Here is a 23,738-nt window from a genome sequence, read left to right as displayed (position 1 = left end):
CCGCGATGTTGCTCGCGCTGCTGCTCGCAGGCTGCGCGAGCACACGCGTGCCTCATGATTTCAGCGAGGCCATACCCGCCAACGATTCCGCCTTCGGGCGCTCGATCCAGGCCCAGGCTGCCCCACATGCGGGACGTTCCGGGTTTCGTCTGTTGCCTAACAGCAGTGAAGCGTTCCGGGCGCGCGCCGAGTTGATTCGCAATGCGCAGAAAAGTGTAGATGTGCAGTACTATATCGTGCATAACGGGCTCAGCACGCGGGCCCTGGTACGTGAAATACTGCTGGCAGCCGATCGCGGCGTGCGTATCCGCATCCTGCTCGATGACACGGCCAGCGACGGCCAGGAAGAAGTCATCGCGACGTTGGCCGTGCACCCGAACATCTATATTCGCGTGTTCAATCCTCTGCACCTGGGGCGAAGCACTATGGTCACGCGAACCATGGGCCGCTTGTTCAACCTTTCCCAGCAGCACCGGCGCATGCACAACAAACTGTGGCTGGCCGACAACAGCGCAGCCATTGTCGGTGGACGCAATCTGGGGGATGAGTATTTCGACGCCAAGCCCGATCTCAACTTCACCGACATGGACTTGTTGTGCATCGGCCCGGTCGCCGAGCAGTTGGGCCACAGCTTCGATCAGTACTGGAACAGCGCCCTGAGCCAGCCGATCAGTGACTTCCTGCTCAACAAGCCAACAGCTGAGGACCTGCAGAAAAGCCGCCAACGCCTGGAGCAATCGCTGCAAAGTACACGGATCGAGAACAAGGCCTTGTACGACCATCTCATGACCTATCGGTCGCAACCGCAACTCGAGAACTGGCGCCAGGAACTGATCTGGGCGCATAGCAAGGCCATGTGGGATGCCCCGAGCAAAGTACTGGCCGACGACGAACCTGCCCGCGCGTTATTGATGTCGACGCAACTTCGGCCTGAACTGGACCACGTGAATGAGGAGCTGATCCTGATCTCGGCCTATTTCGTGCCCCAGCAGCCGGGCATGCGCTACCTGCTCGGTCGTGCCGATGCCGGTGTCGAGGTGCGCCTGTTGACCAACTCACTGGAAGCCACCGATGTGCCTGCGGTGCATGGTGGCTATGCGCCTTACCGAAAAGCCCTGCTCGAGCATGGCGTGAAAATCTACGAACTGCGACGCCAGCCGGACGACCCCAGTGGCGGCTCTTCCTTCGGCTTCAGTGGTGGCTCGGATTCCAGCTTGCACACCAAGGCCATGATCCTCGACAAGCACAAGGTGTTCATCGGCTCGTTCAATTTCGACCCGCGTTCAGTGTTCTGGAACACTGAAGTCGGGGTGCTGGTCGACAGCCCTGAGCTGGCGGGCTACATGCGCAACCTGGCGTTTGAGGGCATGGCGCCAGCCGTGAGTTACCAGGCTCGCCTGGAAAACGGCGAAATTGTCTGGATCGCTGAAGACGACGGTCGCCTGTATACGTTGCGCAAGGAACCCGGCGGCACGTGGCGCAGCTTCAAGGCTTGGCTCAGCGACAAGATCGGCCTGGAAAAAATGCTCTAGCGCGATCCCCAGGTGCCATCATCGTTCTGCATGCTCGCCAGACGCGTGCTGCTTGATGATGTCCACGACGGCAGCGGTCATGATTGCCGTGGATACGCCGAACATGAGGATGCCATTGGCCGCCTCCAAGGGGCTGAGCAGGCGCCATGGCTGGCTCAGGACTACATCGCCATAGCCCAGGGTGGCGAAGGTAACGCCGGAAAAGTACAGCGCGGTGGTGAAGTCCTCGAATTCACCCAGCAGCAGGAACAGCAAAGCCCACAGGGCCATCTGCACATAGTTGCCGATGAGCATCACCACCATCACCATCGACAGCAAGCGCACGTCACCGCGCCAGGTAGGGCTGGCATTCATCCTGCGGCGCAGCGACACATAGCGACGTGCGCACAGGGCCAGGAACAGCGCCTGCAACACGACACAAAGCACGATCACCGGCAGGCCTACCAGGAAATTGATCAGCATGGGTGGCCCTCTTCAGTGGCTGGGTTGGAGGGAGTGCGACGTTGCCGGCGCTTATCGAGCAGATGAACCATCGCGCAGGCATACAGCGTGACCAGAATGAACAGCCCCATGCGAATGGCGAAGGCGGTGTAGACGTCCTTGCCGGCGGCGCTGTCCTGCACCGACTGGCCGAGCAGAATGATCATGGTCGTCAGGCTGTTGAGCCAGAAGCCCGGCTTGAAGTTGCCAGGGCTCAGCCCGTAAAGCTTTCGCGCCAGCACGAGCCCGAACAGCAGCATCCACAGGAAGAACATCCACAGGTTGACGAACAGGCCCAGCGCGAACCAGAAGAGAATCGCCATCAGGCCGCCGAGCAGGGTCGAGCCGAGCAGTTCCCGCCCAGCGGTGCGCGCACTGGTGGCGGTACTTTGTTGACCGAGGCTGACGGCCTTCATGATGATCGGCATGTAGCTGGCCGGATCGATCAACGCCAACAGGAACGCGGGCATCACTACCAGTGCTGCGCGCAACGCCAGCCAGCTGATTTCATCGGCCGACAGGGCAGGAATGGGGGCGGGGGGCTTGGTACCGATCGGGTCAGGGAACAGCCAGTGGCTGATCGACACCGCCGTGAGGGCCAGGAGCAAACCCTTGACCAGCGATACGATCACTTGCAGTGCCAGGTCGAAATCGGTCGCGCCGGCCGCGCTGATCATCGTCAAGCCAACCACCAGGAAGGTGGCGACCAGCGGGTTGCCGCCGCTCATGCCATATCGGAACACTCCAAACAGGCACAGGCCAACGAGCATCACGCCGGTTGCCGCGTAGTGGTGCAACAGCGGTATCAACAACAAGCCGCTGCCGGTGGTGACCAACAGCACCACGGCCAGGCCCAGGCTGGCCTTGAACGGTAGCGGCCGATTCATCGCCGCCAATAGGGTCAGCGCCAGCATTGGTGCGATGAAGGGGATCGGCAGGGCCAGGCCGAAGCTTGCGGCCAGGCACAGCGCAGTACCACAGGCCAGGCGCAGGGCCCGCCTGGCACGGACGTGTTGCTCAGTAGGCATAGGACATCCAGCTCATCACGCGCAGGAACAGCCGGCCGAGCAGGTTCAGCGGGTTGCCTTCGCTGGGGAACGCCATGACCTCGGCCTGGCCACCGACACGGATGCCACTGATGTCGCTCAATTGGCCGGGCGTAAGCTCGATGATCACTGGAAAACGCTGCGCCGGGCGCAGCCAGTCACGGCTGTTCTGCACCGTGGGCAACGTTCCGGCTGGCGTGCTCTGGCCGGTACTGATGCCATAGCCGATACTGCGCACATGGCCTTCGAACACCGTGCCCGGAAGGGCATCGAGTACGATGCGGACCGGGGTGCCGGGCCTGACCTTGCCCAGGTTGTTCTCGGTCATGTCAGCCGTGACCCACACATCGTGGATGGCGATCAAGGTCATCAAAGGCGCACCGGCCGCGGCGAACTGGCCGACATCGGTGCGCAGGTCGGTGACCAGGCCGGCCGAGCGGGCCCGAACCATGCTGTTGGCCAGGTCCAGTTCGGCCTTGTCCACATTGGCAATGGCGCTGAGCAGCTGGGCATTTTTCTCGTCGTTGCCACCTTGGGTTTCACGGGCGCGTTCTACTTCTGCCCGTGCTGCGGCGACGTGGGCGACGGCTGCATCGAGGGTGGAGCGGGAAACTTCCAGGCGGCGCAGGGAGATGGTCCCGGGGTCTTCCTTGTACAGGCGCTCAAGGCGCTGGAGGTCCTGGCGGGACATGACTTCGTTGGCCTGGGCCGCTTTCAGGGACGCCACCTTGGAATCGATGCCAGCGGTGTTGGCGCCGATCTGCTTGCGGGTGGCCTGCAAGTCGGCACGCGCACGGTCGACAGCGATCTGGTACTGCTGCGGGTTCACTTCGAACAGCACTTCGCCGGCCTTGACGTCCTGGTTGTTACGTACGTTGACTTTGGTGACCCTGCCGGCGACCTCCGACGCCACCGGAACGACAAACGTCTGCACCCGCGCCTGTTGCGTATAGGGGGTATAGCGGTCGGCCAGCAGGTACCAGGCCAGGCTCAGGAAAATCAGCACGGCTACCCAGTTCATCGCTTTTTTTGCCGGGTCGGCCGCAGGCGGTGATGACGCGCTTTCGTCCATCTCGTGTTGGCGGTCACTCAATTGACACCTTCCTTCGCTTCATCGAGCAGGTTGCCCCAGTCGGTGCGCTGCTGCATCTGTTGGCGGGTGGCGGGATCGAGCAGCGGGCGGTCGCTGTACCAACCGCCGCCGAGCGCTTTGTACAGCGCAATCAGGCTGTTGACGGCGGTGTTGCGATTGACCAGGTAATTGTCTTGCTGGGCGAACAGGGAAGCCTGGGCATCGAGTACTCGCTGGAAGTCCGAATAGCCTTCGCGGTACAGGGTATTGGCCAGCGATACCGAACGCTCGGCTGCAATCGACGCTTCACTGAGGATACGGTCGCGTTGCAGGGCCTTGAGCAGACCGGTTGCGGCATCGTCGGCCTCACGCGCCGCCTGGCGAACGCTGTCCTGGTAGACGACGATCAATTGCTGCAGGCGGGCATCCTGGATACGCACATTGTTGGTGATTCGGCCATGGTCGAACACGTCCCAGCGCAGGCTCGGTCCGCCGATCAGGTCCAGGGTGTTGGACGTGCCGTCGAGGGAACTGGCAGACCAGACGATGCTGCCCAGCAGGCTGATGGAAGGGTAAAGGTCGGCTTCGGCGACACCGATAAGCGCCGACTGGGCCGCGACTTGTGCTTCCGCGGTACGAACATCCGGGCGACGCAACAGCAGGTCGACAGGGACAGCCTGGAGCACGGCTCGGTCGACCAAGGGCACCACCCCGGTATTGGTATAAAGTTCAGGTATCGCGCCGGGCGGGCGACCTATCAAGGTGGACAACGCATTGCGGGTGCTTGCGACTTGCGCTTCGAAATCGGGGATGGTGCTCAGTGTACCCAGGTATTGGGTCTTGGCCTGTTGCAGGTCGAGCTCGGCATTTTCACCACTGGAGAACAGGCGCTCGGTGATCTCATAGCTGCGCTTCTGCAGTTTGGCGTTGTTCCTGGCGATGAGCAGGCGCGCCTCGGCGGTGCGCAGCGCGTAGTAGGTTTGCGCCACCTGAGCGTGAAGCAGCACCAGGACGTTCTCATAGTTGCTCTGGGCGGCGAACCAGGCTGCATCGGCCGACTCGATGGCGCGGCTGAATCGGCCCCAGAAATCCAGTTCCCAGCCGATGTCGAACCCCGCGCTGTGTTGCCACAGATGGCTGTCCTGCGGATTGTCGCCGCTCCATTGGCGGCGCTTGAGGTAGACGCTGTCGGCGCTGACCTGTTGGAATTGCGGGTAGCGATTGCTCAAGGCGATGCCCAATTGCGCGCGGGCTTCCATCACGCGCAGGCCGGCGATTTCCAGGTCGGCGTTGTGGGCATCGGCCTCGGCGATCAGGTGGTCGAGCACCGGGTCGGTGAATACGTGCCACCACTGTCGGCTATCGGGTTGCGTACGTTGCTGGCTGGCAAGCGCCAGGGACTGGGTGTTCCAGTGCTCGACCCAGGGCTGGGTCGGTGACTGGAAGTCCGGGCCCAGGCGCACACAGCCGCCCAGGCCCAGGGCGCCACACAGTAGCAGCCGGCTCATGCGAGCAGGACACCACATCAAGCACACCCTCCTCAGACCGGTGGATGTTCGTTTGCTGCTTCGATTCGCGGTTGCTCATCGCGTGGTTGTTCATCCAGTGCATCGATCTGCGGTTGGTCTTCGACCCATTGCCAGAACAGTTGATAGGCGACCGCCAGTACCACCGGGCCAATGAACAGGCCGATGAAACCGCCGGTAACCATACCGCCCAAGGCGCCGATCAGGATCACCGGCATCGGCACATCGACGCCGCGCCCCAGCATCAACGGCTTGAGAATGTTGTCGGCCATGCCGGCCACCACGCTGTAGATGGCGAACACAATGGTGGCAAGCGTGGTGCCTTCCGTGGCAAAGACATAGGCGATGACCGGCAAACTCACGAGAATCACCGGCAACTGCATGATCCCCATCAACAACGCGACCATGGCCAGCAGCCCGGCACCCGGCACCCCCATGAGCACGAAGCCGACCCCCACCAGCAGCATCTGGATAAAGGCGATGCCCACCACGCCCTGGGCCACCGCGCGGATGGTGGCGGTGCACAGTTCGGTAATGCGCGGGCCGCGCTCGGGGCCGGAGAGGCGAGTGGCGATGGCGATGGCGCTGCGTTCGCCCTTCTCGCCGTAGGCCATCAGGACACCGGCGATGATCAGGGCACCGATGAACAACAGGAAGCCCACGCCAACACCGGCCATTTTGCCCAGCAGGGTCAAGCCGACGGTCTTGATGTAAGGCATCAGCTTCATCAGGACGCTGCTCATGTCGGTCGCCGACTGCATCCAGAAACTGTAGAGCGGCTTACCAATGAGCGGCAGGGTGGCGATTTTTTCGCTGGGCAGCGGAATTTCCAGGCTGTCGGACTTGAGTATGGCCAGGGCGCCCTCGATCGAATCACTGATCGAAGTGCCCAGCAGGTAGATCGGTACCATCAGCAAGGCCAGGGCGACCACTACGATCAGGGTGGCGGTGCGACCGTCCTTGTTACCCAGCTTGCCCTTGAGCATGCAGTGCAGTGGGTACAGGGTAATGGCCAGGATCACGGCCCAGAGCATCAGGTTGAGGAAGGGGTGAAAGATCTGGAAGCAGAACAGTACCAGCACCGTGATGAGCCCGGCGCGAATCAGAACATCGAGCAAACCACCGGAAAGCGCCCTTGCAGAAATGTTTGTGCGCAACATTGTCTAGCTCCTCGTTGTTCGTCACAAGGATCGGGAAACGCTTAGGCAGCATAGACGTTGATTTGCACGGGGTTTACAAACTGACGCAACGAAGACATGAAAAAGGGGTCTAATCCGACCACTGCACTGGTCGAGGCCCGCTCCAGCCCGTCGTATCGGCGGCCCCGATGTACCGATGACGATCATTCTTGCCGTTCGTAGTGTTCGGTAAACCTTATGCCAGCCCCCCTCGAGCGTGTTGGCCCCTGGAATAGTGCGACGCCTGGCTTCGCGTCTTTCGATTTCGAGTGGCTGAGGAAGCCTGCCTGCCGAACGACTGCACAGGTGTCGAACGGTGTTTTCAAGCGTCGTATGGCCGAGCAGGGCACGGAATCAGAAACGCCAGGTTGCACCGCCACCGAGTACATGCAGCGCTGCGTTGCGGTAGGTGCCCGACAGCGTGTCCCCCGATCGAGCCTTGGTCTGGCTGACGTCCATATCGCCAAGCCAGATCAAGGTGTACGCCGCATGCAGGTCAAGCCCCTTGTCGACGTGGTAGCTGAGGCCGGTGGCCAGTCGCCAGGCTTCTCCCATGGGGTTATCGACCGTACGGTCTTTGTCGTCCACCGCAGAACTGTCGTAGCCTAGCCCCATGTTCCAGCGCAGGCGCGGATTGACCTGGTACTGAGCACCCACAGAGGCATGCCAGGTGTCCTTGTACTGGCGGTCGACGGTGCGACTGACGCCCAAGGCGTCTGCATCGACTTCGACGCCGATGTTGCCGAACTCGCTCCAGTCCTGCCAACCCAGGCTGCCCAGTAGCCTCCACTGCTCATTGAGGTGATGGGCGATACTGATCAGTGCGGTCTGCGGCACCGCCATATCCAACTCCAGCGAGTCTGCGCCCAAGCGATTAAGTGCACCATTGAGGATCAGGCTGTCCACCTTGTGTACGCTCGGTTTGTCCTTGAACTCCAGATCGATCTTGCTGGTGTACGCCAAACCGATTTGCGTGCGCTCGTTCAGCGTGTACAACAGCCCCACGTTGACCCCGGTGCCGACGTCCGTGTCTTTGTATTCGAGCTGGCCATCGGGGCGATCCAGTAGCCCGAGAAGGTTGTTGTTGATGGCCATCTCGTTACGGTAGTAGCCAACCATGATGCGGGGACCGATGCCGATGGACAGGTCATCGGTGAACTTGTGGGCCAGCGTTGGCTGGAACGACACGCCAATAATCGCCGCTTCCTGGTTGAAGTAGCGGCCCGTCCACTCATCGTCGTAGTTCAGGGCCAGGCCGAAATTTCCATACATGCCAAAACCGATCGCCGAACGTTCATCGATCTGATGGCTGATGAACAGGCTAGCGCTGGGCAGGTACTGAAGGGCATTACCACCTTCGTTGCCGTCGAACTGGTTGTGATTGTCGCGGGAGAAACGCATGTCACCGAGAATCACCTGCGCATTGGCGCTGATCTGGGTGCCCGCTAACTCGGCAATGCCCGCCGGATTACTCATCAATACACTAGGGTCGGTGGCCAGCGCGGCCGCGCCAGCGTTGGCCAGACCATTGCTCTCTTGTCCGGCCTCGTATATCAAAATCCCACCGGCCAAGGCTTTACTGCTCAGAACACACAGGCAGAACGCCAGGCTTGTCAGGCACAGGCCATGGCTGCGATAACGCGTAGCTGACTTCATTAAGCCTCCTCAAGATCAATCCATTGATGTCGACCCACCGGCAATGCCGGCAGGTCGAAGCCCACTCCTTAGTGCTTGGTCTTGAGTTGCTCGAACGACTTGACAATATCAATGGCCCAGCCGTCGAGCACCGCCCGGGCATCTTTGGCCGTCATCACCTGGTCGGAGTTATCGAGGTCGGCGCCAGCCCCCTTGCGTACCACCTGGGCAACCACCTTGTTGTTGCTGGCATCGAGGAACTGCGCTTCAGTCGAAAGGCTGGTGTCCTGGTCGCGGATACCGGTGGCGGCACTCACACCCGCAGCGACCAGTGCGATCGGGATTACCTCATACGGACGCAGGCCCTTGGTTTTGGCACTCACCGCAGTGATGGCCGGCCGCACGACCAATACCCCCGGGCCCGGGCCCTGGGCCAGAGGCAATACTTTGGAGAACTGGGTCTGCAGGGCCTGGTTGTAGTACCGGGTGATGCCTTGCAGGGTGGAATCCGGGATTTTCTCTGTCGCTTGTGGCTTGGGGTACAACTGGCTTGGCTCAACGTAGACGCTGCTGAACGTGTTTGCGTCCACCTTCGGGTCAATCCAGCGCATGACGGCTGCACCTGAAGGTGATTTCTCCTCCTTCAGGGCACTGTAGTCCTTGAGAAATCCGGAATACTGATCGGGTTCAACGTATTTGCTGGCGCAACCCGAGAGTGCCAGGGATAGCACGCACAGCGATGTGGCAAGTGATTTGAACTGCATATCGAACTCCGATTTAGCCAACTGGCTTAAGTCTGAAACAGCGAAAGTCATCGACTTTGCATGATGGCGGCAGCAGTCCAATTGCCGCCGCCATCTCCCCATAATTGACGAGTTACGGCGTCACGATGTTGAACCAGAGATCGAAGTTGTCCATGTAGCTCATCAACTCCTCAAGCTTGCCTTCATTACCCTCAACTTTGATATCACCCGAGCTCTTCGCATCTTTCAGTGTGGTCTGTTTCAGCATCACATTATTCAGAGTTTCTCGGGTCAGAGTAATTGTCGCGTCGGCATCTTTCGATTGCATGCCCTCGGTGTGATTGAGTACACCGTTGACCATCTCCAGCGTGTATTTCTGTTTCAGATCAGTGAAGTCGAGGTTGAGGGTGATGTGCTTTCCTTCCACCTCAGGCGCCTTCAAGCGCATGGCCAGGTAGTCGAAGAACAGGTCCAGGTCCATCGCCTTCACAGTGTCAGGACTCGCAGTGTCCGGTGTCGGCAGCTTCTGCACACCATTGCGAAGTTCCTGGGCACCGGTCAGGTAGAAGTTGCGCCACGGTCCACTTTCAGCCTGGTAGCCCAGTTGCTCCAAAGCATCGGCCTGCATGTTTTTCGCCGCCTGGTTATTAGGGTCGGCAAAGACCACGTTGTTGACAGCCTTAGCCACCCAGCGGAAGTCACCCTTGTCGTAGTACTCCTTGGCTTTTTTCAGCACGACATCGGCGCCACCCATCATGTCGACGAAACGCTTGGCCTCTTCCTCCGGTGGCAGCTCCCACAGAGTCGCGGGGTTGCCGATGAACCAGCCCAAGTGCAGGACGTAGGTGGCCTTGACGTTGTGGTTCAGCGAACCGTAATAGCCGCGGTTGGAGAACTTGCTGGCAATTGATTTGGGCAGTTTCACCTGCTCGGCGATTTCGGTCATGGTGTACCCCTTGTTGGCCAGACGCAGGGTTTCGTCGTTGATGTAGCGGTACATGTCACGTTGCGAGGACAGCTGATCCTTCACTTCCTTGTTGCCCCAGACCGGCCAGTGGTGCATGGCGTACATCACCTGAACGTCGTCGCCCCACATCTTCAGCGCTTCATTGAGGTACTTCGACCACGGTAGAGGCTCGCGAATCTTCGCGCCCCGTAGCGAGTAGGTATTGTGCAAGGTGTGGGTGGAGTCTTCGGCCGCGTTCAGGGCCTTTTTCTCCTTGATGTAATAGAGCATCTCGGCCGGCGCCTCGCTGCCCGGCGCGTAGAGGAACTCATAGGTGAGACCGTCGATAACGTGCTTCTCGCCGGTCTTCTCGATGATGTCTGTCGGCGGAATGAGGGTCACGGTACCGGCAGAGGTGGTAGTACCCAGGCCGGCGCCCAACTGACCGGTGGCATCGGGCGGCAGCAGGTTACCGTACATATAGCTGGCGCGACGGCTCATGGCGGTGCCGGCCATGACGTTCTCCGCCACTGCGTGCTCCAAGAAGCCCTTAGGTGCGTAAACCTTTACTTTGCCAGCCTTGACGTCTTCTTCATTGATCACGCCGCGCACACCACCATAGTGGTCAACGTGACTGTGGGTGTAGATCACCGCGACCACTGGCTTTTTCGGACGGTGCTTGAAATACAGATCAAGCGCAGCTTTAGAGGTTTCGGCGGAAATCAGCGGGTCGAAGATGGTGATGCCTTCCTTGCCTTCGACGATTGTCATGTTCGACAGGTCGTAGTTACGTACCTGGTAAATGCCATCGGTAACTTCGAACAGGCCAGAGATGTTGATCAGTTGTGATTGACGCCACAGGCTGGGGTTGGTCGTGTCCGGCGCTGTCTCGCCTTCCTTGATGAAGGCATATTTGCTCGGGTCCCAGATCACATTGCCTGACTTGCCCTTGATTACTTCGGTAGGCAATGGGGCAATGAAGCCTTTATGGGCCAGCTCGAACGACGTCTTGTCATTGAACGGTAGTTCCTTGAGCAAGGCATTGTTGGCTGCCTTGGTGGCCTCCGTTGCGGGTTTCGGTTGCTCTGCGGCCATCGCTTGGGTCGCCAGCGCGATGGCTACGACCAGTGAGCATGTCATGCCCGCCACTTTGCGTGCTTTTGAACCATTACGAGGGAAGAACTGCCCAGACGTCATCTCCAAACTCATCTCTATGCTCCTGCTAGTCGGAAATCGCACTACCAAACCGGTAAACGCGAGCATAGATAAACGTAGTAGCTTTTTTCCTATTGGCCAGTACGAAAAGTCATATGACCTTGACGCTGCGCCGCAACAGTAGGCTAGCGCACAAGGCCTGTTATCAGACGTTGAGCGTTCTCTAACGTTCAGGATGATCATGGATATTAGATCGACGCAAACAAAAGACTGGTTGCTGCTGAAGCAAGTTCGTCTTGCCGCGCTGTTGGACGCACCAACAGCGTTCGGTGTGCGTTATCAAACTGCCGCCAGCAACAGTGACGAGCAGTGGCAAGAGCGGGCTTCGCCGGGAGGAACGGAATTCTGGCTGGCCTTCGAGGGGAACAAACCCGTGGGGATGATTGGGGCTGCAGTCAGTGGTACGAATCGATTTAACCTGACCGGCATGTGGGTCGAACCCGCTGCACGCGGCTCCGGCGCGGCAACGCAGTTGATTGAAGCGGTCAAGTCTCGCGCATTGGAAAGAGGCTACGAGCAGGTCGTCCTGGATGTCTCCCCTGAAAACAAAAGCGCCTCAAGCCTCTACCTGAAACAGGGGTTTTCCTTCATGGATGAATGGGAGCCGTTGGAAAGCCACCCGCACATCATCCTTCAGACGATGGTCTGGACTCCTGGCGGTTGGTTCATGACGCCCGCTGCTTGCGAGTGCTTTAGGGGTCGCAAGCAGCCCGCAAGCCTCGTCAAACCAACGAAAGGCGATGAATGACCTGGCAGTTGTCGTCCGGATCTCGGGATGTCGTGAAACCCAGCTCGCGCGCCAGTTCGTACATCGCCGTGTTGGCGGCAGAGTCAATTGAATACAACGCGGTGTAACCATTGGCTCGCGCTTTGTCGATCAGGTGGCCGAGCAGCAGCGACCCCAGGCCGCGATGTTGCCATTGATCATCGACGGTTACTGCGCACTCACATTCGCCAGCGTCGGGGCACGCGGCATAGCGGCTGATCCCCACCTCTTGCAGTTCGCCATCGACATGAGCCAATGCGACGTACGCCATATGCTGGCGGTGGTCGATGGTCATCAATTGATCAAGCAGGGCTTCTCCAGGTTCCGCGATCTGACACAGGAAGCGAAAGTGTCGCGACTCGGGTGAAAGACGCATGATGAAGGCTTTCTCGCGCTCACGGTCGTCAGCCCGCAATGGCCTGATCAGAACGTGCCCGCCATCCTTCAGCGGCTCGATCCAGTGTTCGCCTGCTTCAGCCGCAAAGGCGGGGGTGGACGGGGTGTGTGCGGTGGAGTGAACGGTTGCCATGGGAGTTACTCCGAAGGAAAAGAGGTTCATATAACCCCTTACTTATCTACACCTGTCCTGTCCCGCCTGTTTGATGCAGGTCAATCCCAAAGCATCGAGGGGCTGGGGAGGTCCTGCGTTCCGGCACTGGACGCTGGGCGGTGGCTGGAAGCTTTGCACGCGGGCGCAGCGCGAGGGCCGTCAGCCTCGCCTGAATGGCAAATGCAAAATAAATCACCCTGGGGCCTTGACCTTTCCCTCTTGGGAGGTTTCAGGCTTGGCGCCAACAGTACCACTCAAGGGGCAGTTCAATGACTTCCGTTGCCGTGCAACCAGATTCCAGTTCATCCAAGTCCGCAAATCGTCGCTTGAGCCTGCCGGTCGAAGGCATGACCTGCGCCTCCTGCGTTGGCCGGGTCGAACGTGCCCTCGCAGCAGTCCCGGGTGTGCATTCGGCCACGGTCAACCTCGCCACCGAACGTGCCGACTTGACCTTTACCGGCGTGGCCGATCCGCAGGCGGCGGTGCGTGCCATCGAGCGTGCGGGCTACAGCGTCCCGGAGCAGCGCCTTGAACTGTCAATCGAGGGCATGACCTGCGCCTCGTGCGTCGGGCGGGTAGAAAAGGCGCTGAAACACGTTCCCGGTGTGCTCGAGGCCACTGTCAACCTGGCCACGGAGCGCGCGCAGGTGCGTTACCTTGCCGGTGCCCTTGCGGCGACCGACCTTCAGGCAGCGGTCAAACAGGCGGGTTATACCTCTCGTCCCTTGTCTTCGGACACGGCGGATGCCGGCGATCAGGACAGCGAGCGACGAGAAAACGAAGCCCGATCCCTGCGTCGCTCGTTGCTGATTGCGGCCGTGCTCACCTTGCCAGTGTTCATTCTCGAAATGGGCTCGCACCTGATTCCGGCCATGCATCACTGGGTGATGGGGGTGCTCGGTCAGCAGATGAACTGGCATGTGCAGTTCGTGCTCGCCACGCTGGTGCTGTTCGGGCCGGGGCTGCGGTTCTTCCAAAAAGGCATACCCGCCTTGTTACGCGGTGCGCCGGACATGAACTCGCTGGTGTCGGTCGGCACCGCAGCGGCCTATGGTTACTCGCTGGTCGCAACGTTTGCCCCCGAGGTGCTGCCACAGGGCACCGCCAACGTCTATTTCGAAGCGGCGGCGGTGATCGTGACGCTGATCCTGCTTGGACGCACGCTGGAGGCGCGTGCCAAAGGTAAAACCTCGCAAGCAATCAAGCGGCTGGTCGGGCTGCAGGCCAAGACTGCACGTGTGGAGCGCGACGGCAAAACCATTGAGGTCGCGCTCGATCAGGTCGCCGCGAATGACATCGTGTTCGTGCGTCCGGGCGAAAAAATTCCGCTCGACGGTGAGGTTGTCGAGGGCGCCTCCTATGTTGACGAGAGCATGATCAGCGGTGAGCCCGTGCCGGTGGCAAAAGGTGTCGGCGCCGAGGTCGTTGGCGGTACGATCAACAAGACCGGCGCTTTCAGTTTTCGCGTGACCAATGTCGGTGCCAATACCGTGCTGGCGCAGATCATTCGCCTGGTCGAGCAAGCGCAGGGGTCCAAACTGCCAATCCAGGCGCTGGTCGACAAGGTGACCATGTGGTTTGTCCCAGCGGTCATGGCTGCTGCCACGCTTACATTCCTTGTCTGGCTGTTCTTCGGTCCGGCCCCGGCGCTCACGTTTGCGCTGGTCAACGCAGTAGCAGTGCTCATTATCGCCTGCCCATGCGCCATGGGGCTGGCCACACCGACCTCGATCATGGTCGGTACGGGCAGGGCGGCTGAGCTTGGCGTGCTCTTTCGCAAGGGCGAAGCCTTGCAGGCGCTGCGTGATGTGAGTGTCATCGCACTCGACAAGACCGGCACGCTGACCAAAGGCCGGCCCGAGCTGACCGACCTCATTACCGCTGACGGATTTGCCTATGACGAAGTGCTGGCGCTGGTTGCGGCCGTCGAGGCCCGCTCCGAGCACCCCATCGCTGAAGCGATCGTCGTCGCTGCGCAGCAGCGTGACCTTACGGTGGCCGCCGCCGAGGGTTTCGAGGCCACCCCGGGCTATGGTGTGTCGGCCAACGTCACAGGCCATACCGTCGCTGTCGGCGCGGATCGGTTCATGACCCATCTCGGCCTGGATGTGACGAGCCTTCTGCCGACCGCACGCCGTCTTGGCGAGCAAGGCAAGAGCCCGCTGTATGCCGCGATTGATGGTCGCCTGGCGGCGGTCATCGCAGTTGCCGACCCGATCAAGGAGACAACCCCCGATGCAATCAAGGCGCTTCACGCGCTCGGGCTCAAGGTTGCGATGATTACCGGAGACAACGCCGCCACGGCCGCGGCAATCGCCAAACAGTTGGGTATCGATGAAGTGGCGGCCGAGGTCCTGCCTGACGGCAAGGTTGCGGCCCTGAAGAAGTTTCGCAGCGACGGTGCACGGGTGGCCTTTGTGGGTGACGGTATCAACGACGCACCCGCGCTCGCTGAAGCGGACGTCGGGCTTGCCATTGGCACGGGTACCGATGTGGCCATTGAAGCGGCCGACGTGGTGCTGATGTCGGGCGACCTGCGTGGCGTGCCGAATGCCATTGCCCTCAGTCAGGCGACAATTCGCAACATCAAGCAGAACCTGTTCTGGGCCTTCGCCTATAACGCGGTGCTGATTCCGGTTGCGGCGGGGCTGCTGTATCCCCTTGACGGCACCTTGCTTTCGCCGATCTTCGCCGCCGCCGCGATGGCGCTTTCGAGTGTCTTCGTGCTCGGTAACGCGCTTCGGCTCAAGCGTTTGCAGGTCCCGATGGCGGTTGAGCCGCAGGTCGAGGCAATGCCGAATGCGGCGCCGCCGTCCGTGTCAGGGCTGATGAATGAGCGTTGAGAGGTGCGCACCATGAGCAAACGTATCGAAATACGCCAAGCCGGTCGCACGCTCACGGTGTCGGCGGGCATGACCGTGCTGGAAGCGGCACTCGCTGACGAGATTTTCTTTCCGCATGGCTGCCGCTCCGGCCGCTGTGGATCGTGCAAGTCACGCCTGATCAGCGGTGAGGTAGACCTGCTGGATCACAGTCGCTTTGCGCTCTCTGACGAGGAGAAGGCCCAGGGCCTGATCCTCGCTTGCCGTGCCATCCCAAGAACGGATGCAGTTATCGCCTGGCTTGGTGGTGACGAATGGGTTCCAGCGCACCCCCATCGCCAGCTGAGCTGCCGGGTGGAAACCGTCGAGCATGTGACCCACGACATCATGCAGGTCCGCCTTGTTGTCGCCGATGGCGCTGATCCGATGGCCTTTAGTGCAGGCCAATACGCTCGTCTCACGTTCCCGGGTGCAGCCACACGCGACTATTCGATGGCGAGCAGGCCTGGCGAGCGAGCACTGGAGTTCCATATTCGCCGCGTGCCAGGCGGTGCGGCGAGCGAACGTATCCACACGCTGTTGAAGGTTGGGGATCCGGTTGTGGTGGAAGGGCCATTCGGCGCTTCCTACCTTCGTGAACAACACAGTGGACCGATGCTATGCATTGCCGGTGGCTCGGGCCTTGCACCGATCAAGTCAATTATCGAGACAGCCCTTGCGTACGGAATGAAGCAACCGATCCATTGCTATTTCGGCACACGCAGTGAGCGCGATCTCTACCTGGTCGAACACTTCGAGCGATTGGCGCAACGTTACTCCAACCTGGTGTTCATGCCCGTTCTATCGGATGCCACTGCGGCAACAGGTTGGCGTACCGGCCTCGTCACAGATGCCATCGCTGCAGACCTGAAGGATTTCGACGGCTGGAAAGTGTACGTCGCCGGCCCCCCAGCGATGGTAGACGCGGCCATGCAATTAACCCTGTTACAGGCGGGGAGGGCCGAGGACGTGCATGCCGACGTGTTCTTTACGCCGGTATCACCATTAGGGAAGACATAAGTTCAATCTACACAGGAGTCGGTTGTGAAAAGAATGATGTCCAGGGTGTTTTTCGTAGGGGTTGCACTGGCGTCTGGTGCCGTACAGGCCACAGGGGGGAACCCGAAGAACAATGGCAATTACGATATGGATAATGAGGCGCTTACACCGCGCTATGTGTGGGACGACGGCAGATTGGTGAGCAACCCGAAATACGCCGAAGAACGCCGCCGAGCACAGGAACGTACCTCGCAAGTACCCCGTGCCAACGATGAGTCAACGCTGTACGAGTGAAGGTTGCCAGTGTTCACACTTGGCGTGATGTCGTTAAGGTCACGTTTTACTTTCTTTAATGTAGTCAGCAATCAGGAGATCAATATGCTTCGTTTCCATATACCTAACATGACCTGCGGCGGCTGTGCCAGGACGGTCACCCAGGCGCTGCTGAGTGTCGATCCGCACGCACTCATTGAAACCGATCCGCCAGCACGGGAAGTCAGAGTCCAGAGTGCGCTGGACGAGGACGCTTTTCTTGCAGTGCTGATCGAGGCCGGCTATCCCGATAAGCAGTAATCGCAAACGATGGCGGCGGTCTGCCAAGAACTGCTGCCATCACTGTTCATCATGCTCAAGTTGAACGTACTCCAGCATCTTCTGACTTCCATCAAGTATGTCGTTGCAGATTGCCGCGCGAGCTCCCGCGCCATCGCACTTTTTGAGCGCGTCAAGTACATCCCAGTGATGGTCAATGGCCATGCGTTCGTTGAAGCTTCCATAGGCACGTGCAATGAGCGGCCCGGTACGCATCCACAAGCCGTCCAGCAGGCTGGTCAGTACCGGCATGTCAGCGATTTCCGTCAACCGGAAGTGAAACTCGTGATTGAAGGTCAATGCTGACGTCAAGTCATTGTCTTTGATCGCTGCGAGGTTGTTCTGAATGCAGGTTTCCAGCCGCATCAATTGCTGCGGGGTCGCTAACGACGCGGCGGTCTCGGCTGCCAATCCTTCGAGCGAGAGCCGAATGCTTCTGATCTCCAGGTACTGCTTGGAGGTCAGTACAGGGACGCGAATGTCCCGTGGTGTCTTGAGAACCAGAGCCTGCTCCTTCGCCAATTGAAGAATGGCGTCCCGTACAGGCGTGACACTCGTACCCAATTGTTCTGCGAGGTCACGTATGCGCAGCCGGTCGTTAGGCTGGAAGCGGCCAGTGATCAACGCTTCCCGGAGCAAGCCATAAATACCGCTGCCAAGGTAGGAGTGTTTCAGGTTCTCAATAGGGTAATTCATCGCGTACTCGTGTGCGGCACATGCCCGGCTGAATAGGGGAGGCTACCGGCAGCGATTATCGAGTAACTCAAACATGTTGCCCACCGTTAACGTGAATTTCTGCGCCATTGATATACGAAGCGCCGTGCGTGCAGAGAAAATGCACGAGTGCGGCGACTTCCTCGGGCTTACCCATGCGTTTCATTGGAATCGACCGCTCAACGATCAGCTCGGTACCGGCGGATAGAATGGCGGTATCGATTTCCCCGGGAGCGATTGCATTTACGCGAACACCATGAGGCCCGAAGTCATGTGCCATTTCGCGGGTCAGGGCCGATAGCGCCGCTTTTGAGCAGGCGTAAGCGACACCTGCGAATGGGTGGACGCGCGAACCCGCAATGGAAGTGACGTTGATAACGGAGCCTCTCGCCGTCTTGAGCTCCTCGAAAAGCCCCCGAGCCAGTAGTGCTGTCGAGAAGATATTCACATTGAAAACCTTCAGCCAGGTCGAATAGTCGGATTCCAATACGCCTAGCCGCTCCCCATCTGAGCCTTTGGGCGACATGCCGGCGTTGTTGACTAGAGCATCCAGTCGGCCACCGAGTTTCTCCCGGATTTCTGTAAGGCTGTTCTGCACATCCTCCACGTTCCCGAGGTCGAGGTGAATGTGGTTGGCCAGCCCTTCGGCCCACGGGCAGCCTTCGCCCAGATCCTGCCTCGAAGCGGTAAAGACTCGCCAACCCGCAGCACTGAAGTGTTTCACGGTTGCGTGGCCGATGCCCCGGCTCGCACCGGTGAGAAGCAAAGTACGTTGTTCGGTCATGGCGGGATCCCTGTCATTGGTGAGGAAGAGTGTAGTTAAAAACATGATGCATCATATTTATTATGTGTTTTAATGGATGTTGTCCCCATCAGGGGCAAGCACCACATTCGATCGATGCTGCCACTACAAGAAAACTGCCATCCCTTTAAAGCTGCCCACGACCCGTAGCTGACCTGGAGAGACGCATGAATAAGAAAATCGCAGCGGTACTTTTGCTTGGAACGATTGCAGGCCCGTTGAATGCCGCTGAAACGCTAACCGTGGTTTCCTTTGGCGGGAACAATCGCCAGGCTCAAGAAAAGGCGTTCTACAAACCCTTCACGGCCAAGAGTGCCACGACCATCACGGCGGACGACTACAACGGTGAAATGGCCAAGATCAAGGTGATGGCCGACACCGGTAAAACCAGTTGGGATGTGGTGGAGGTCGAATCTCCCGAGCTCATCCGTGGTTGCAGCGAGGGGTTGTTCGAGCCCTTGGACTGGAGCCGGATAGGGAAGAAGGAGGATTTCATTCCTGCCGCCGTCAGCGATTGTGGTGTCGGCATTTTCATCTGGTCGACTGTGCTGACCTACGATCCCAATAAGCTCGCCGCAAGCCCGCAAGGTTGGGCCGATTTCTGGGACATGAAGAAGTATCCCGGTAAGCGCGGCCTTCGCCGTGGAGCGAAATTCACGCTGGAGTTCGCGCTGCTTGCGGACGGTGTCAGCAACCAGGACCTCTACAAGGTTCTCGGCACTGAAGCGGGTATTCAACGCGCATTCAAAAAGCTCGACGAAATCAAACCCAACATCCAATGGTGGGATTCCGGGGCGCAGCCGCTGCAGTGGCTGGTAGCCGGTGACGTGGTCATGACCTCCGCCTACAACGGTCGCGTCACCTCTGCCCAGGAGGAGGGCCAGTCATTTGCAATGCAATGGAATGGGAGCCTTTACGACCTTGACCACTGGGCAATCGTGAAAGGGTCTGCGAAAAAGGAATTGGCAGAGAATTTCATCGCTTTCGCCAGCGAGCCTGTTCAACAGAAGAACTACGTCGAAGCCATCCCTTATGGGCCCAGCAACACCAACGCGATGAGCCTGGTAGATAAGCGTGTTGGCGAAAAACTCCCGACGGCACCTGAAAATCTGAAAAACGCCCGGGCTACCGACGCCGAGTTCTGGATCGATCACGGTGAGGATCTGGAGGAGCGCTTCAACGCTTGGGCCAATAAGTGATGCATGGCGCCCTTGGAAACAGGGGCGCCATTCGAAAGCCGGATGAGGACGGGATTCATGCCCCTTGAAAATTTAGCTGTTGATGACAGCTTACTGGAAGCCGCTCCAGCGCTGGTCACTGATGCGCAAGCGTGCGCTGTGCTCCAGCAGCAGTTTGGATTGAGCGGCACGCTTCACAAGTTGGGCGGCGAACGAGACCTCAATTTCCGCGTGATGCTTGATGACGGGTCATCGCGCTTGCTCAAGCTCTCCCATCCGCTCGAGAATCCGGATGTGGTCGACTTTCACAACCAGGCGATGCGCAGAATCGAGCGTCAAGATCCCGGTCTTCCGGTTCAACGCGTGCATCCGTCGCTTGCAGGCGAGTACGCCACCTTTGTCGAGATTGATGGGCAGCACATGCTGGTCCGGCTCCTGTCTTTTGAAGACGGAATGCCCCTTCACTGCGTGAGTAGCACTACAACGGCGTTTCGCCGAGTGATCGGGCAGTCCATTGCCCGGCTTGACGTAGCGCTGGAAGGCTTCACTCATCCTGCCGCCGGGCATGCGCTGCTCTGGGACATGCAGCATGCCGCGCACCTTCGACCGCTTCTGATTCACATCGAACCCGGTCAGGGGCGTAAATTGGTCGAGCAACGTCTTGATCTGTACGAGTCCGTTGTCTTGCCCCGGGTCCCTCGGCTGCGAAAACAAGTGATTCACAATGACACGAACCCGCACAACATTATCGTGGATGCCAAGCATCCTGATGTTCTGCGCAGCATTCTTGATTTCGGGGACATGGTGTACGCACCTTTGGTCAACGAGGTAGCGGTGGCCGCTTCCTACCACCTTGGGCAGGCCGGCGACGTCCTGGCGCCGGCATTGGATGTCATTGGCGCTTACCATCAACACAATCCGCTTACACATGAAGAGCTGGCGCTGCTGCCGGAGCTGCTGGCCACACGGTTGGCATTAGCCCTTTGCATCAACTCGTGGCGCGCCGAACTCCATCCCGAGAATCGTGAGTACATCCTTCGAAACACCCAGCGCGCATGGGCAAATTTGAATGCAGTGTCGTCTTTGTCTCGATCTGAAATTGAAGATCGAATTTCTTCCGCATGCCTGCGAGAGGCCAAAGCATGAGCATGATCAACGGCTTCACCCCAGAGGACGCAACTCGGCTTTCGGAAACCGAACGATGCCTGATTGAACGCCGCGAGCGTCTGTTGGGCCCGGCGTATCGTCTTTTCTACGAGCGACCGCTTCATACCGTTCGAGGGGAGGGCGTTTGGCTCTTCGATGAGCAGGGCCGTCGTTATCTGGATGCCTACAACAACGTCGCCTCCATCGGTCACTGCCATCCTCGAGTGGTTGAGGCAATGTACCGGCAGTCACTTCAGCTCAACACGCACACCCGCTACCTGCAAGAGGGAGTGCTCGACTATGCCGAGCAGTTGTTGGGCACATTCCCTGGTGACCTGGAGCGGGTGATGTTCACCTGTACCGGAAGTGAAGCGAATGACCTCGCGCTGCGGATCGCCAAGCAGTACACAGGCGGTACCGGCGTCATCATCACCCAATTCGCCTACCACGGTGTGACTGGAGACATCGCCGAGCTTTCGCCGTCGCTCGGTCGCGGCATGGTGCTCCCGGCGCATGTCCGTACCGTCCGCGCCCCCGATGCTTACCGTCTGGGGGCTGCAAACGTGGGGGCGACGTTCGCCGCAGACGTACGTGCCGCGATCGATGACCTCAAGGCGCACGGTATTCGCCCCGCGGCTATTTTGCTCGATGGCATCTTCTCCAGCGACGGCGTCCTGCCCGGGCCGGCGGGCTTCCTCGCTGAAGGTGTTGCGTTGGCTCAGGCAGAAGGAATGCTGTACATCGCGGACGAGGTGCAGTCAGGTTTTGCTCGTACCGGCCTGAACATGTGGGGTTTCTCGAGGCATGGCGTGCGTCCCGATATTGTCACGCTCGGCAAGCCGATGGGTAATGGTCAGCCCATTGCCGGTATCGTTGGACGCCCTGAAGTCGTCGATGACTTCGGAAAGAACATGCGCTACTTCAACACATTTGGAGGCAACCCGGTCTCGTGTGCAGCAGGCCAGGCTGTTCTGGACGTGATCCAGGAAGAACATCTGCAGCAGAGATCCTATGACATTGGCGGATATCTGCTGGGGGGCCTGACAACGCTTGCGCAGCGCCATGACATGATCGGTGACGTCAGGGGGGCAGGCATGTTCCTCGGTGTCGAGCTCGTCACCGACCGCGCGACCAAGAGACCAGCAGCCGAGCAGGCTCGCAAGGTCGTCAACTCGATGCGTGAACAGGGTGTGCTGATCAGTGCCGCAGGCCCGCTCGAAAACGTGCTCAAGATACGACCGCTATTGGCGTTTACGAAAGAGCATGCGGACATTCTTGTCGAAGCGGTCGATGTCGCAATTACATCCCTGAGATAGCTCAACGAATCATGCCCACACAACCGTGACTGATCCCTGCGGTTTCCGACAGCCAAGCACCCTCGTCAGGATTGAGATTTTTGCCGCTGCGTGCGCTGGTAACGGGTAACTGCGATCTGGACGGCGGCGGCCACGAGGCAAAGCAAGCCGATTTTCCAACTGCCCTCCACCCCGAAATGCTCGGATATTTTTCCAGTCAGCATCACGCTGACGAAGATGGCGACAGGCAGGATCAGTTTGTTCATGAGGTCTTCCAGCGGTAAACGACAAAAGGCGTGAGTGGGTTCTACAGTCCAGGTTGAGGGGAGGGTGTCCCTCCATGCAATGTGTTCGATTACATCGAGGCATTCTACACCGCAAGCACCGCCGTGATTTCAACAAACAGCTGTCACCGATAGTGTTTGAACAGCGTTTCGCAGTGAGCTTGCACGGTGGCTAGGGCATTCGGGGCAATTCACCATGTCGAGTCTTGTCTTTTATGTTCAGCGCCTGGCTGGCGAATTGGGTTCAGGTCATCTACACACTTAGTCATGGGTATTTCAGGTGAATACCCTCCCTCGATCTGGACCGTATAGAAAACGACCTCGACAAGGAAAACGCTCATGTCTAAGAAACTTCTCAAAAATGTGTTTGTTTTCGGTGTTTTAAGCACTGCCGCGCTGGTGGCGCATGCGGACCAGGCGGGTGGCAACGGTTGCGGCTGGGGCAACATGCTGTTCGAGGGTAAGAACGGCCTGGGGTCGCACTTGCTGGCGACGACTACCAACGGTACCTCGGGTAACGCAACTTTCGGCTTGACCTCCGGCACCAACGGTTGTGACTCCAAGGCCCGGCTGGGCTATGGCGGGCGCTCGATGCTGGCCATGAACGGCATGATGGACAGCATTGCCGAGGACATGGCGCAAGGGCAGGGCGAAGCCTTGAGTGCGTATGCCACGCTGTTGGGCATAGACCAGGCAGACCGTACGCACTTTGCTCAGGTCACCCACCAGAACTTCTCCAGTATCTTCTCTACCCCGGACGTCACCGCTGATCAGGTTCTCACCGCAACCCTTGATGTCATGAGTCGTGACCAGCAACTGGCCCGTTATGTAAAACTGCCGAGCTAGGGGCCAGGTTTAGATTGGCGACCCGCTTCACGCCTGCAACGACTGGAGGCCAACCCTGGCTTGTGTTGCTGCCGTTCCTGGCAGCGCCTGGCCAGGTGGCGTGCTTTTAGAGGCACTCGTTAATAAATTCGTCATCTCGATCGACCGCTGGTACCCGTCTGACGCCGCGTTTCGTCGGCGACTCCCCCCGCCGCTGCACCGAGCCTGCCGTTGTTGCCTTGCTGCTCCTGGATTGTGCTTTGGGACTGGTTCGGCGCCTGTTGTTTTACCTGAGTCACGCGTCTACCCCCGTCGGTGTATGTACAGCCTCGACACCGCATTGATAGCGTTACC

General features: G+C 59.3%; 21 protein-coding genes and 1 pseudogene. 10 read left to right on the top strand and 12 right to left on the bottom strand.

Annotation, left to right across the window (positions count from 1 at the left end; translation table 11 throughout):
- The first annotated feature begins 5 nt into the window (after positions 1-5).
- On the top strand, positions 6-1,532 hold the full coding sequence (locus tag ABVN19_RS09840) for a phospholipase D family protein (protein ID WP_028946221.1): 1,527 nt from the start codon (positions 6-8) through the stop codon (positions 1,530-1,532).
- An 18-nt stretch (positions 1,533-1,550) separates the two neighbouring features.
- Here ABVN19_RS09840 and ABVN19_RS09835 read toward each other — a convergent pair whose 3' ends face one another.
- The 8 genes from ABVN19_RS09835 to ABVN19_RS09800 all read right to left on the bottom strand — a co-directional run bounded on the left by ABVN19_RS09835 (position 1,551) and on the right by ABVN19_RS09800 (position 11,298).
- Positions 1,551-1,994, bottom strand: a complete 444-nt coding sequence (locus ABVN19_RS09835; RefSeq protein ID WP_028946220.1) for a potassium channel family protein — start codon at positions 1,992-1,994, stop codon at positions 1,551-1,553.
- A complete protein-coding gene (locus tag ABVN19_RS09830) occupies positions 1,988-3,040 on the bottom strand; it encodes a DUF2955 domain-containing protein (RefSeq protein WP_051270745.1) in 1,053 nt (350 codons plus the stop codon). The genes ABVN19_RS09835 and ABVN19_RS09830 overlap by 7 nt, the downstream gene beginning before the upstream one ends.
- Positions 3,030-4,130 (bottom strand): HlyD family secretion protein, encoded by a 1,101-nt coding sequence (locus ABVN19_RS09825; RefSeq protein WP_028946219.1) that lies wholly within the window; start codon positions 4,128-4,130, stop codon positions 3,030-3,032. The genes ABVN19_RS09830 and ABVN19_RS09825 overlap by 11 nt, the downstream gene beginning before the upstream one ends.
- Before the next feature lie 17 nt (positions 4,131-4,147).
- A complete protein-coding gene (locus tag ABVN19_RS09820) occupies positions 4,148-5,656 on the bottom strand; it encodes a TolC family protein (protein ID WP_028946218.1) in 1,509 nt (502 codons plus the stop codon).
- 14 nt (positions 5,657-5,670) lie between these two features.
- Positions 5,671-6,816: an AI-2E family transporter gene (locus tag ABVN19_RS09815; protein WP_028946217.1), complete on the bottom strand. Its 1,146-nt coding sequence runs from the start codon at positions 6,814-6,816 to the stop codon at positions 5,671-5,673.
- Between the two features lie 372 nt (positions 6,817-7,188).
- The gene (locus ABVN19_RS09810; RefSeq protein ID WP_105642575.1) at positions 7,189-8,490 is read right to left on the bottom strand and encodes an outer membrane protein transport protein; all 1,302 of its coding nucleotides are present in this window, start codon (positions 8,488-8,490) and stop codon (positions 7,189-7,191) included.
- A gap of 68 nt (positions 8,491-8,558) precedes the next feature.
- Complete coding sequence (locus tag ABVN19_RS09805) at positions 8,559-9,233, bottom strand: DUF3313 domain-containing protein (protein WP_028946215.1); 675 nt, start codon at positions 9,231-9,233, stop codon at positions 8,559-8,561.
- A gap of 112 nt (positions 9,234-9,345) precedes the next feature.
- Positions 9,346-11,298: an alkyl sulfatase dimerization domain-containing protein gene (locus ABVN19_RS09800; protein WP_028946214.1), complete on the bottom strand. Its 1,953-nt coding sequence runs from the start codon at positions 11,296-11,298 to the stop codon at positions 9,346-9,348.
- Between the two features lie 256 nt (positions 11,299-11,554).
- Between ABVN19_RS09800 and ABVN19_RS09795 the strand changes: the two are divergent.
- Positions 11,555-12,025 (top strand): annotated as a pseudogene (locus ABVN19_RS09795) (GNAT family N-acetyltransferase); the annotation flags it as partial.
- A gap of 70 nt (positions 12,026-12,095) precedes the next feature.
- On the opposite strand, the gene ABVN19_RS09790 reads toward ABVN19_RS09795, so the two are convergent.
- On the bottom strand, positions 12,096-12,668 hold the full coding sequence (locus tag ABVN19_RS09790) for a GNAT family N-acetyltransferase (RefSeq protein WP_028946213.1): 573 nt from the start codon (positions 12,666-12,668) through the stop codon (positions 12,096-12,098).
- A 290-nt stretch (positions 12,669-12,958) separates the two neighbouring features.
- Between ABVN19_RS09790 and ABVN19_RS09785 the strand changes: the two genes are divergently transcribed.
- From ABVN19_RS09785 to ABVN19_RS09770, 4 genes are all read left to right on the top strand, one after another.
- Positions 12,959-15,532 (top strand): heavy metal translocating P-type ATPase, encoded by a 2,574-nt coding sequence (locus tag ABVN19_RS09785; RefSeq protein WP_028946212.1) that lies wholly within the window; start codon positions 12,959-12,961, stop codon positions 15,530-15,532.
- Positions 15,533-15,544: 12 nt separating this feature from the next.
- Entirely contained in the window at positions 15,545-16,570 is a 1,026-nt protein-coding gene (locus ABVN19_RS09780; protein ID WP_105642574.1) for a 2Fe-2S iron-sulfur cluster-binding protein, read from the top strand.
- 24 nt (positions 16,571-16,594) lie between these two features.
- A complete protein-coding gene (locus tag ABVN19_RS09775) occupies positions 16,595-16,843 on the top strand; it encodes a hypothetical protein (protein WP_146117347.1) in 249 nt (82 codons plus the stop codon).
- Positions 16,844-16,927: 84 nt separating this feature from the next.
- On the top strand, positions 16,928-17,122 hold the full coding sequence (locus ABVN19_RS09770) for a heavy-metal-associated domain-containing protein (protein ID WP_028946209.1): 195 nt from the start codon (positions 16,928-16,930) through the stop codon (positions 17,120-17,122).
- Positions 17,123-17,161: 39 nt separating this feature from the next.
- On the opposite strand, the gene ABVN19_RS09765 is transcribed toward ABVN19_RS09770, so the two are convergent.
- Both ABVN19_RS09765 and ABVN19_RS09760 read right to left on the bottom strand, forming a co-directional pair.
- Positions 17,162-17,836, bottom strand: a complete 675-nt coding sequence (locus tag ABVN19_RS09765; RefSeq protein WP_028946208.1) for a GntR family transcriptional regulator — start codon at positions 17,834-17,836, stop codon at positions 17,162-17,164.
- 67 nt (positions 17,837-17,903) lie between these two features.
- Positions 17,904-18,638: an SDR family oxidoreductase gene (locus ABVN19_RS09760; protein WP_105642586.1), complete on the bottom strand. Its 735-nt coding sequence runs from the start codon at positions 18,636-18,638 to the stop codon at positions 17,904-17,906.
- 185 nt (positions 18,639-18,823) lie between these two features.
- Here ABVN19_RS09760 and ABVN19_RS09755 point away from each other — a divergent pair, with 185 nt between their 5' ends.
- From ABVN19_RS09755 to ABVN19_RS09745, 3 genes are read left to right on the top strand one after another with little or no spacing between them, the layout of a single operon-like run.
- Complete coding sequence (locus ABVN19_RS09755) at positions 18,824-19,855, top strand: ABC transporter substrate-binding protein (protein ID WP_028946206.1); 1,032 nt, start codon at positions 18,824-18,826, stop codon at positions 19,853-19,855.
- Between the two features lie 57 nt (positions 19,856-19,912).
- On the top strand, positions 19,913-20,980 hold the full coding sequence (locus tag ABVN19_RS09750) for a phosphotransferase (RefSeq protein ID WP_028946205.1): 1,068 nt from the start codon (positions 19,913-19,915) through the stop codon (positions 20,978-20,980).
- Positions 20,977-22,296, top strand: coding sequence for an aminotransferase class III-fold pyridoxal phosphate-dependent enzyme (locus tag ABVN19_RS09745; protein WP_105642572.1), 1,320 nt, complete (start codon positions 20,977-20,979; stop codon positions 22,294-22,296). Before ABVN19_RS09750 ends, ABVN19_RS09745 begins: the two co-directional genes overlap by 4 nt.
- Before the next feature lie 65 nt (positions 22,297-22,361).
- Here the strand turns inward: ABVN19_RS09745 and ABVN19_RS09740 are convergent, their stop codons facing one another.
- Positions 22,362-22,541, bottom strand: a complete 180-nt coding sequence (locus ABVN19_RS09740) for a hypothetical protein (RefSeq protein WP_036990438.1) — start codon at positions 22,539-22,541, stop codon at positions 22,362-22,364.
- A 357-nt stretch (positions 22,542-22,898) separates the two neighbouring features.
- Between ABVN19_RS09740 and ABVN19_RS09735 the strand changes: the two genes are divergently transcribed.
- Positions 22,899-23,405, top strand: a complete 507-nt coding sequence (locus tag ABVN19_RS09735) for a DUF3015 domain-containing protein (RefSeq protein ID WP_028946202.1) — start codon at positions 22,899-22,901, stop codon at positions 23,403-23,405.
- The last annotated feature ends 333 nt before the right edge of the window (positions 23,406-23,738 follow it).

The sequence above is a fragment of the Pseudomonas vranovensis genome, from assembly GCF_040438935.1.
Classification (GTDB): Bacteria; Pseudomonadota; Gammaproteobacteria; order Pseudomonadales; family Pseudomonadaceae; genus Aquipseudomonas; species Aquipseudomonas vranovensis.
The sequence above is the reverse complement of the archived record's forward strand: the minus strand, read 5'-3'. Positions and strand labels throughout refer to the sequence as shown.

Coding starts and splice junctions, on each gene's coding strand:
- ABVN19_RS09840 (WP_028946221.1), top strand. CDS start 6: ATGTTGCTCGCGCTGCTGCTCGCAGGCTGCGCGAGCACACGCGTGCCT.
- ABVN19_RS09835 (WP_028946220.1), bottom strand. CDS start 1,994: ATGCTGATCAATTTCCTGGTAGGCCTGCCGGTGATCGTGCTTTGTGTC.
- ABVN19_RS09830 (WP_051270745.1), bottom strand. CDS start 3,040: ATGCCTACTGAGCAACACGTCCGTGCCAGGCGGGCCCTGCGCCTGGCC.
- ABVN19_RS09825 (WP_028946219.1), bottom strand. CDS start 4,130: ATGGACGAAAGCGCGTCATCACCGCCTGCGGCCGACCCGGCAAAAAAA.
- ABVN19_RS09820 (WP_028946218.1), bottom strand. CDS start 5,656: ATGTGGTGTCCTGCTCGCATGAGCCGGCTGCTACTGTGTGGCGCCCTG.
- ABVN19_RS09815 (WP_028946217.1), bottom strand. CDS start 6,816: ATGTTGCGCACAAACATTTCTGCAAGGGCGCTTTCCGGTGGTTTGCTC.
- ABVN19_RS09810 (WP_105642575.1), bottom strand. CDS start 8,490: ATGAAGTCAGCTACGCGTTATCGCAGCCATGGCCTGTGCCTGACAAGC.
- ABVN19_RS09805 (WP_028946215.1), bottom strand. CDS start 9,233: ATGCAGTTCAAATCACTTGCCACATCGCTGTGCGTGCTATCCCTGGCA.
- ABVN19_RS09800 (WP_028946214.1), bottom strand. CDS start 11,298: ATGACATGCTCACTGGTCGTAGCCATCGCGCTGGCGACCCAAGCGATG.
- ABVN19_RS09790 (WP_028946213.1), bottom strand. CDS start 12,668: ATGGCAACCGTTCACTCCACCGCACACACCCCGTCCACCCCCGCCTTT.
- ABVN19_RS09785 (WP_028946212.1), top strand. CDS start 12,959: ATGACTTCCGTTGCCGTGCAACCAGATTCCAGTTCATCCAAGTCCGCA.
- ABVN19_RS09780 (WP_105642574.1), top strand. CDS start 15,545: ATGAGCAAACGTATCGAAATACGCCAAGCCGGTCGCACGCTCACGGTG.
- ABVN19_RS09770 (WP_028946209.1), top strand. CDS start 16,928: ATGCTTCGTTTCCATATACCTAACATGACCTGCGGCGGCTGTGCCAGG.
- ABVN19_RS09765 (WP_028946208.1), bottom strand. CDS start 17,836: ATGAATTACCCTATTGAGAACCTGAAACACTCCTACCTTGGCAGCGGT.
- ABVN19_RS09760 (WP_105642586.1), bottom strand. CDS start 18,638: ATGACCGAACAACGTACTTTGCTTCTCACCGGTGCGAGCCGGGGCATC.
- ABVN19_RS09755 (WP_028946206.1), top strand. CDS start 18,824: ATGAATAAGAAAATCGCAGCGGTACTTTTGCTTGGAACGATTGCAGGC.
- ABVN19_RS09750 (WP_028946205.1), top strand. CDS start 19,913: ATGCCCCTTGAAAATTTAGCTGTTGATGACAGCTTACTGGAAGCCGCT.
- ABVN19_RS09745 (WP_105642572.1), top strand. CDS start 20,977: ATGAGCATGATCAACGGCTTCACCCCAGAGGACGCAACTCGGCTTTCG.
- ABVN19_RS09740 (WP_036990438.1), bottom strand. CDS start 22,541: ATGAACAAACTGATCCTGCCTGTCGCCATCTTCGTCAGCGTGATGCTG.
- ABVN19_RS09735 (WP_028946202.1), top strand. CDS start 22,899: ATGTCTAAGAAACTTCTCAAAAATGTGTTTGTTTTCGGTGTTTTAAGC.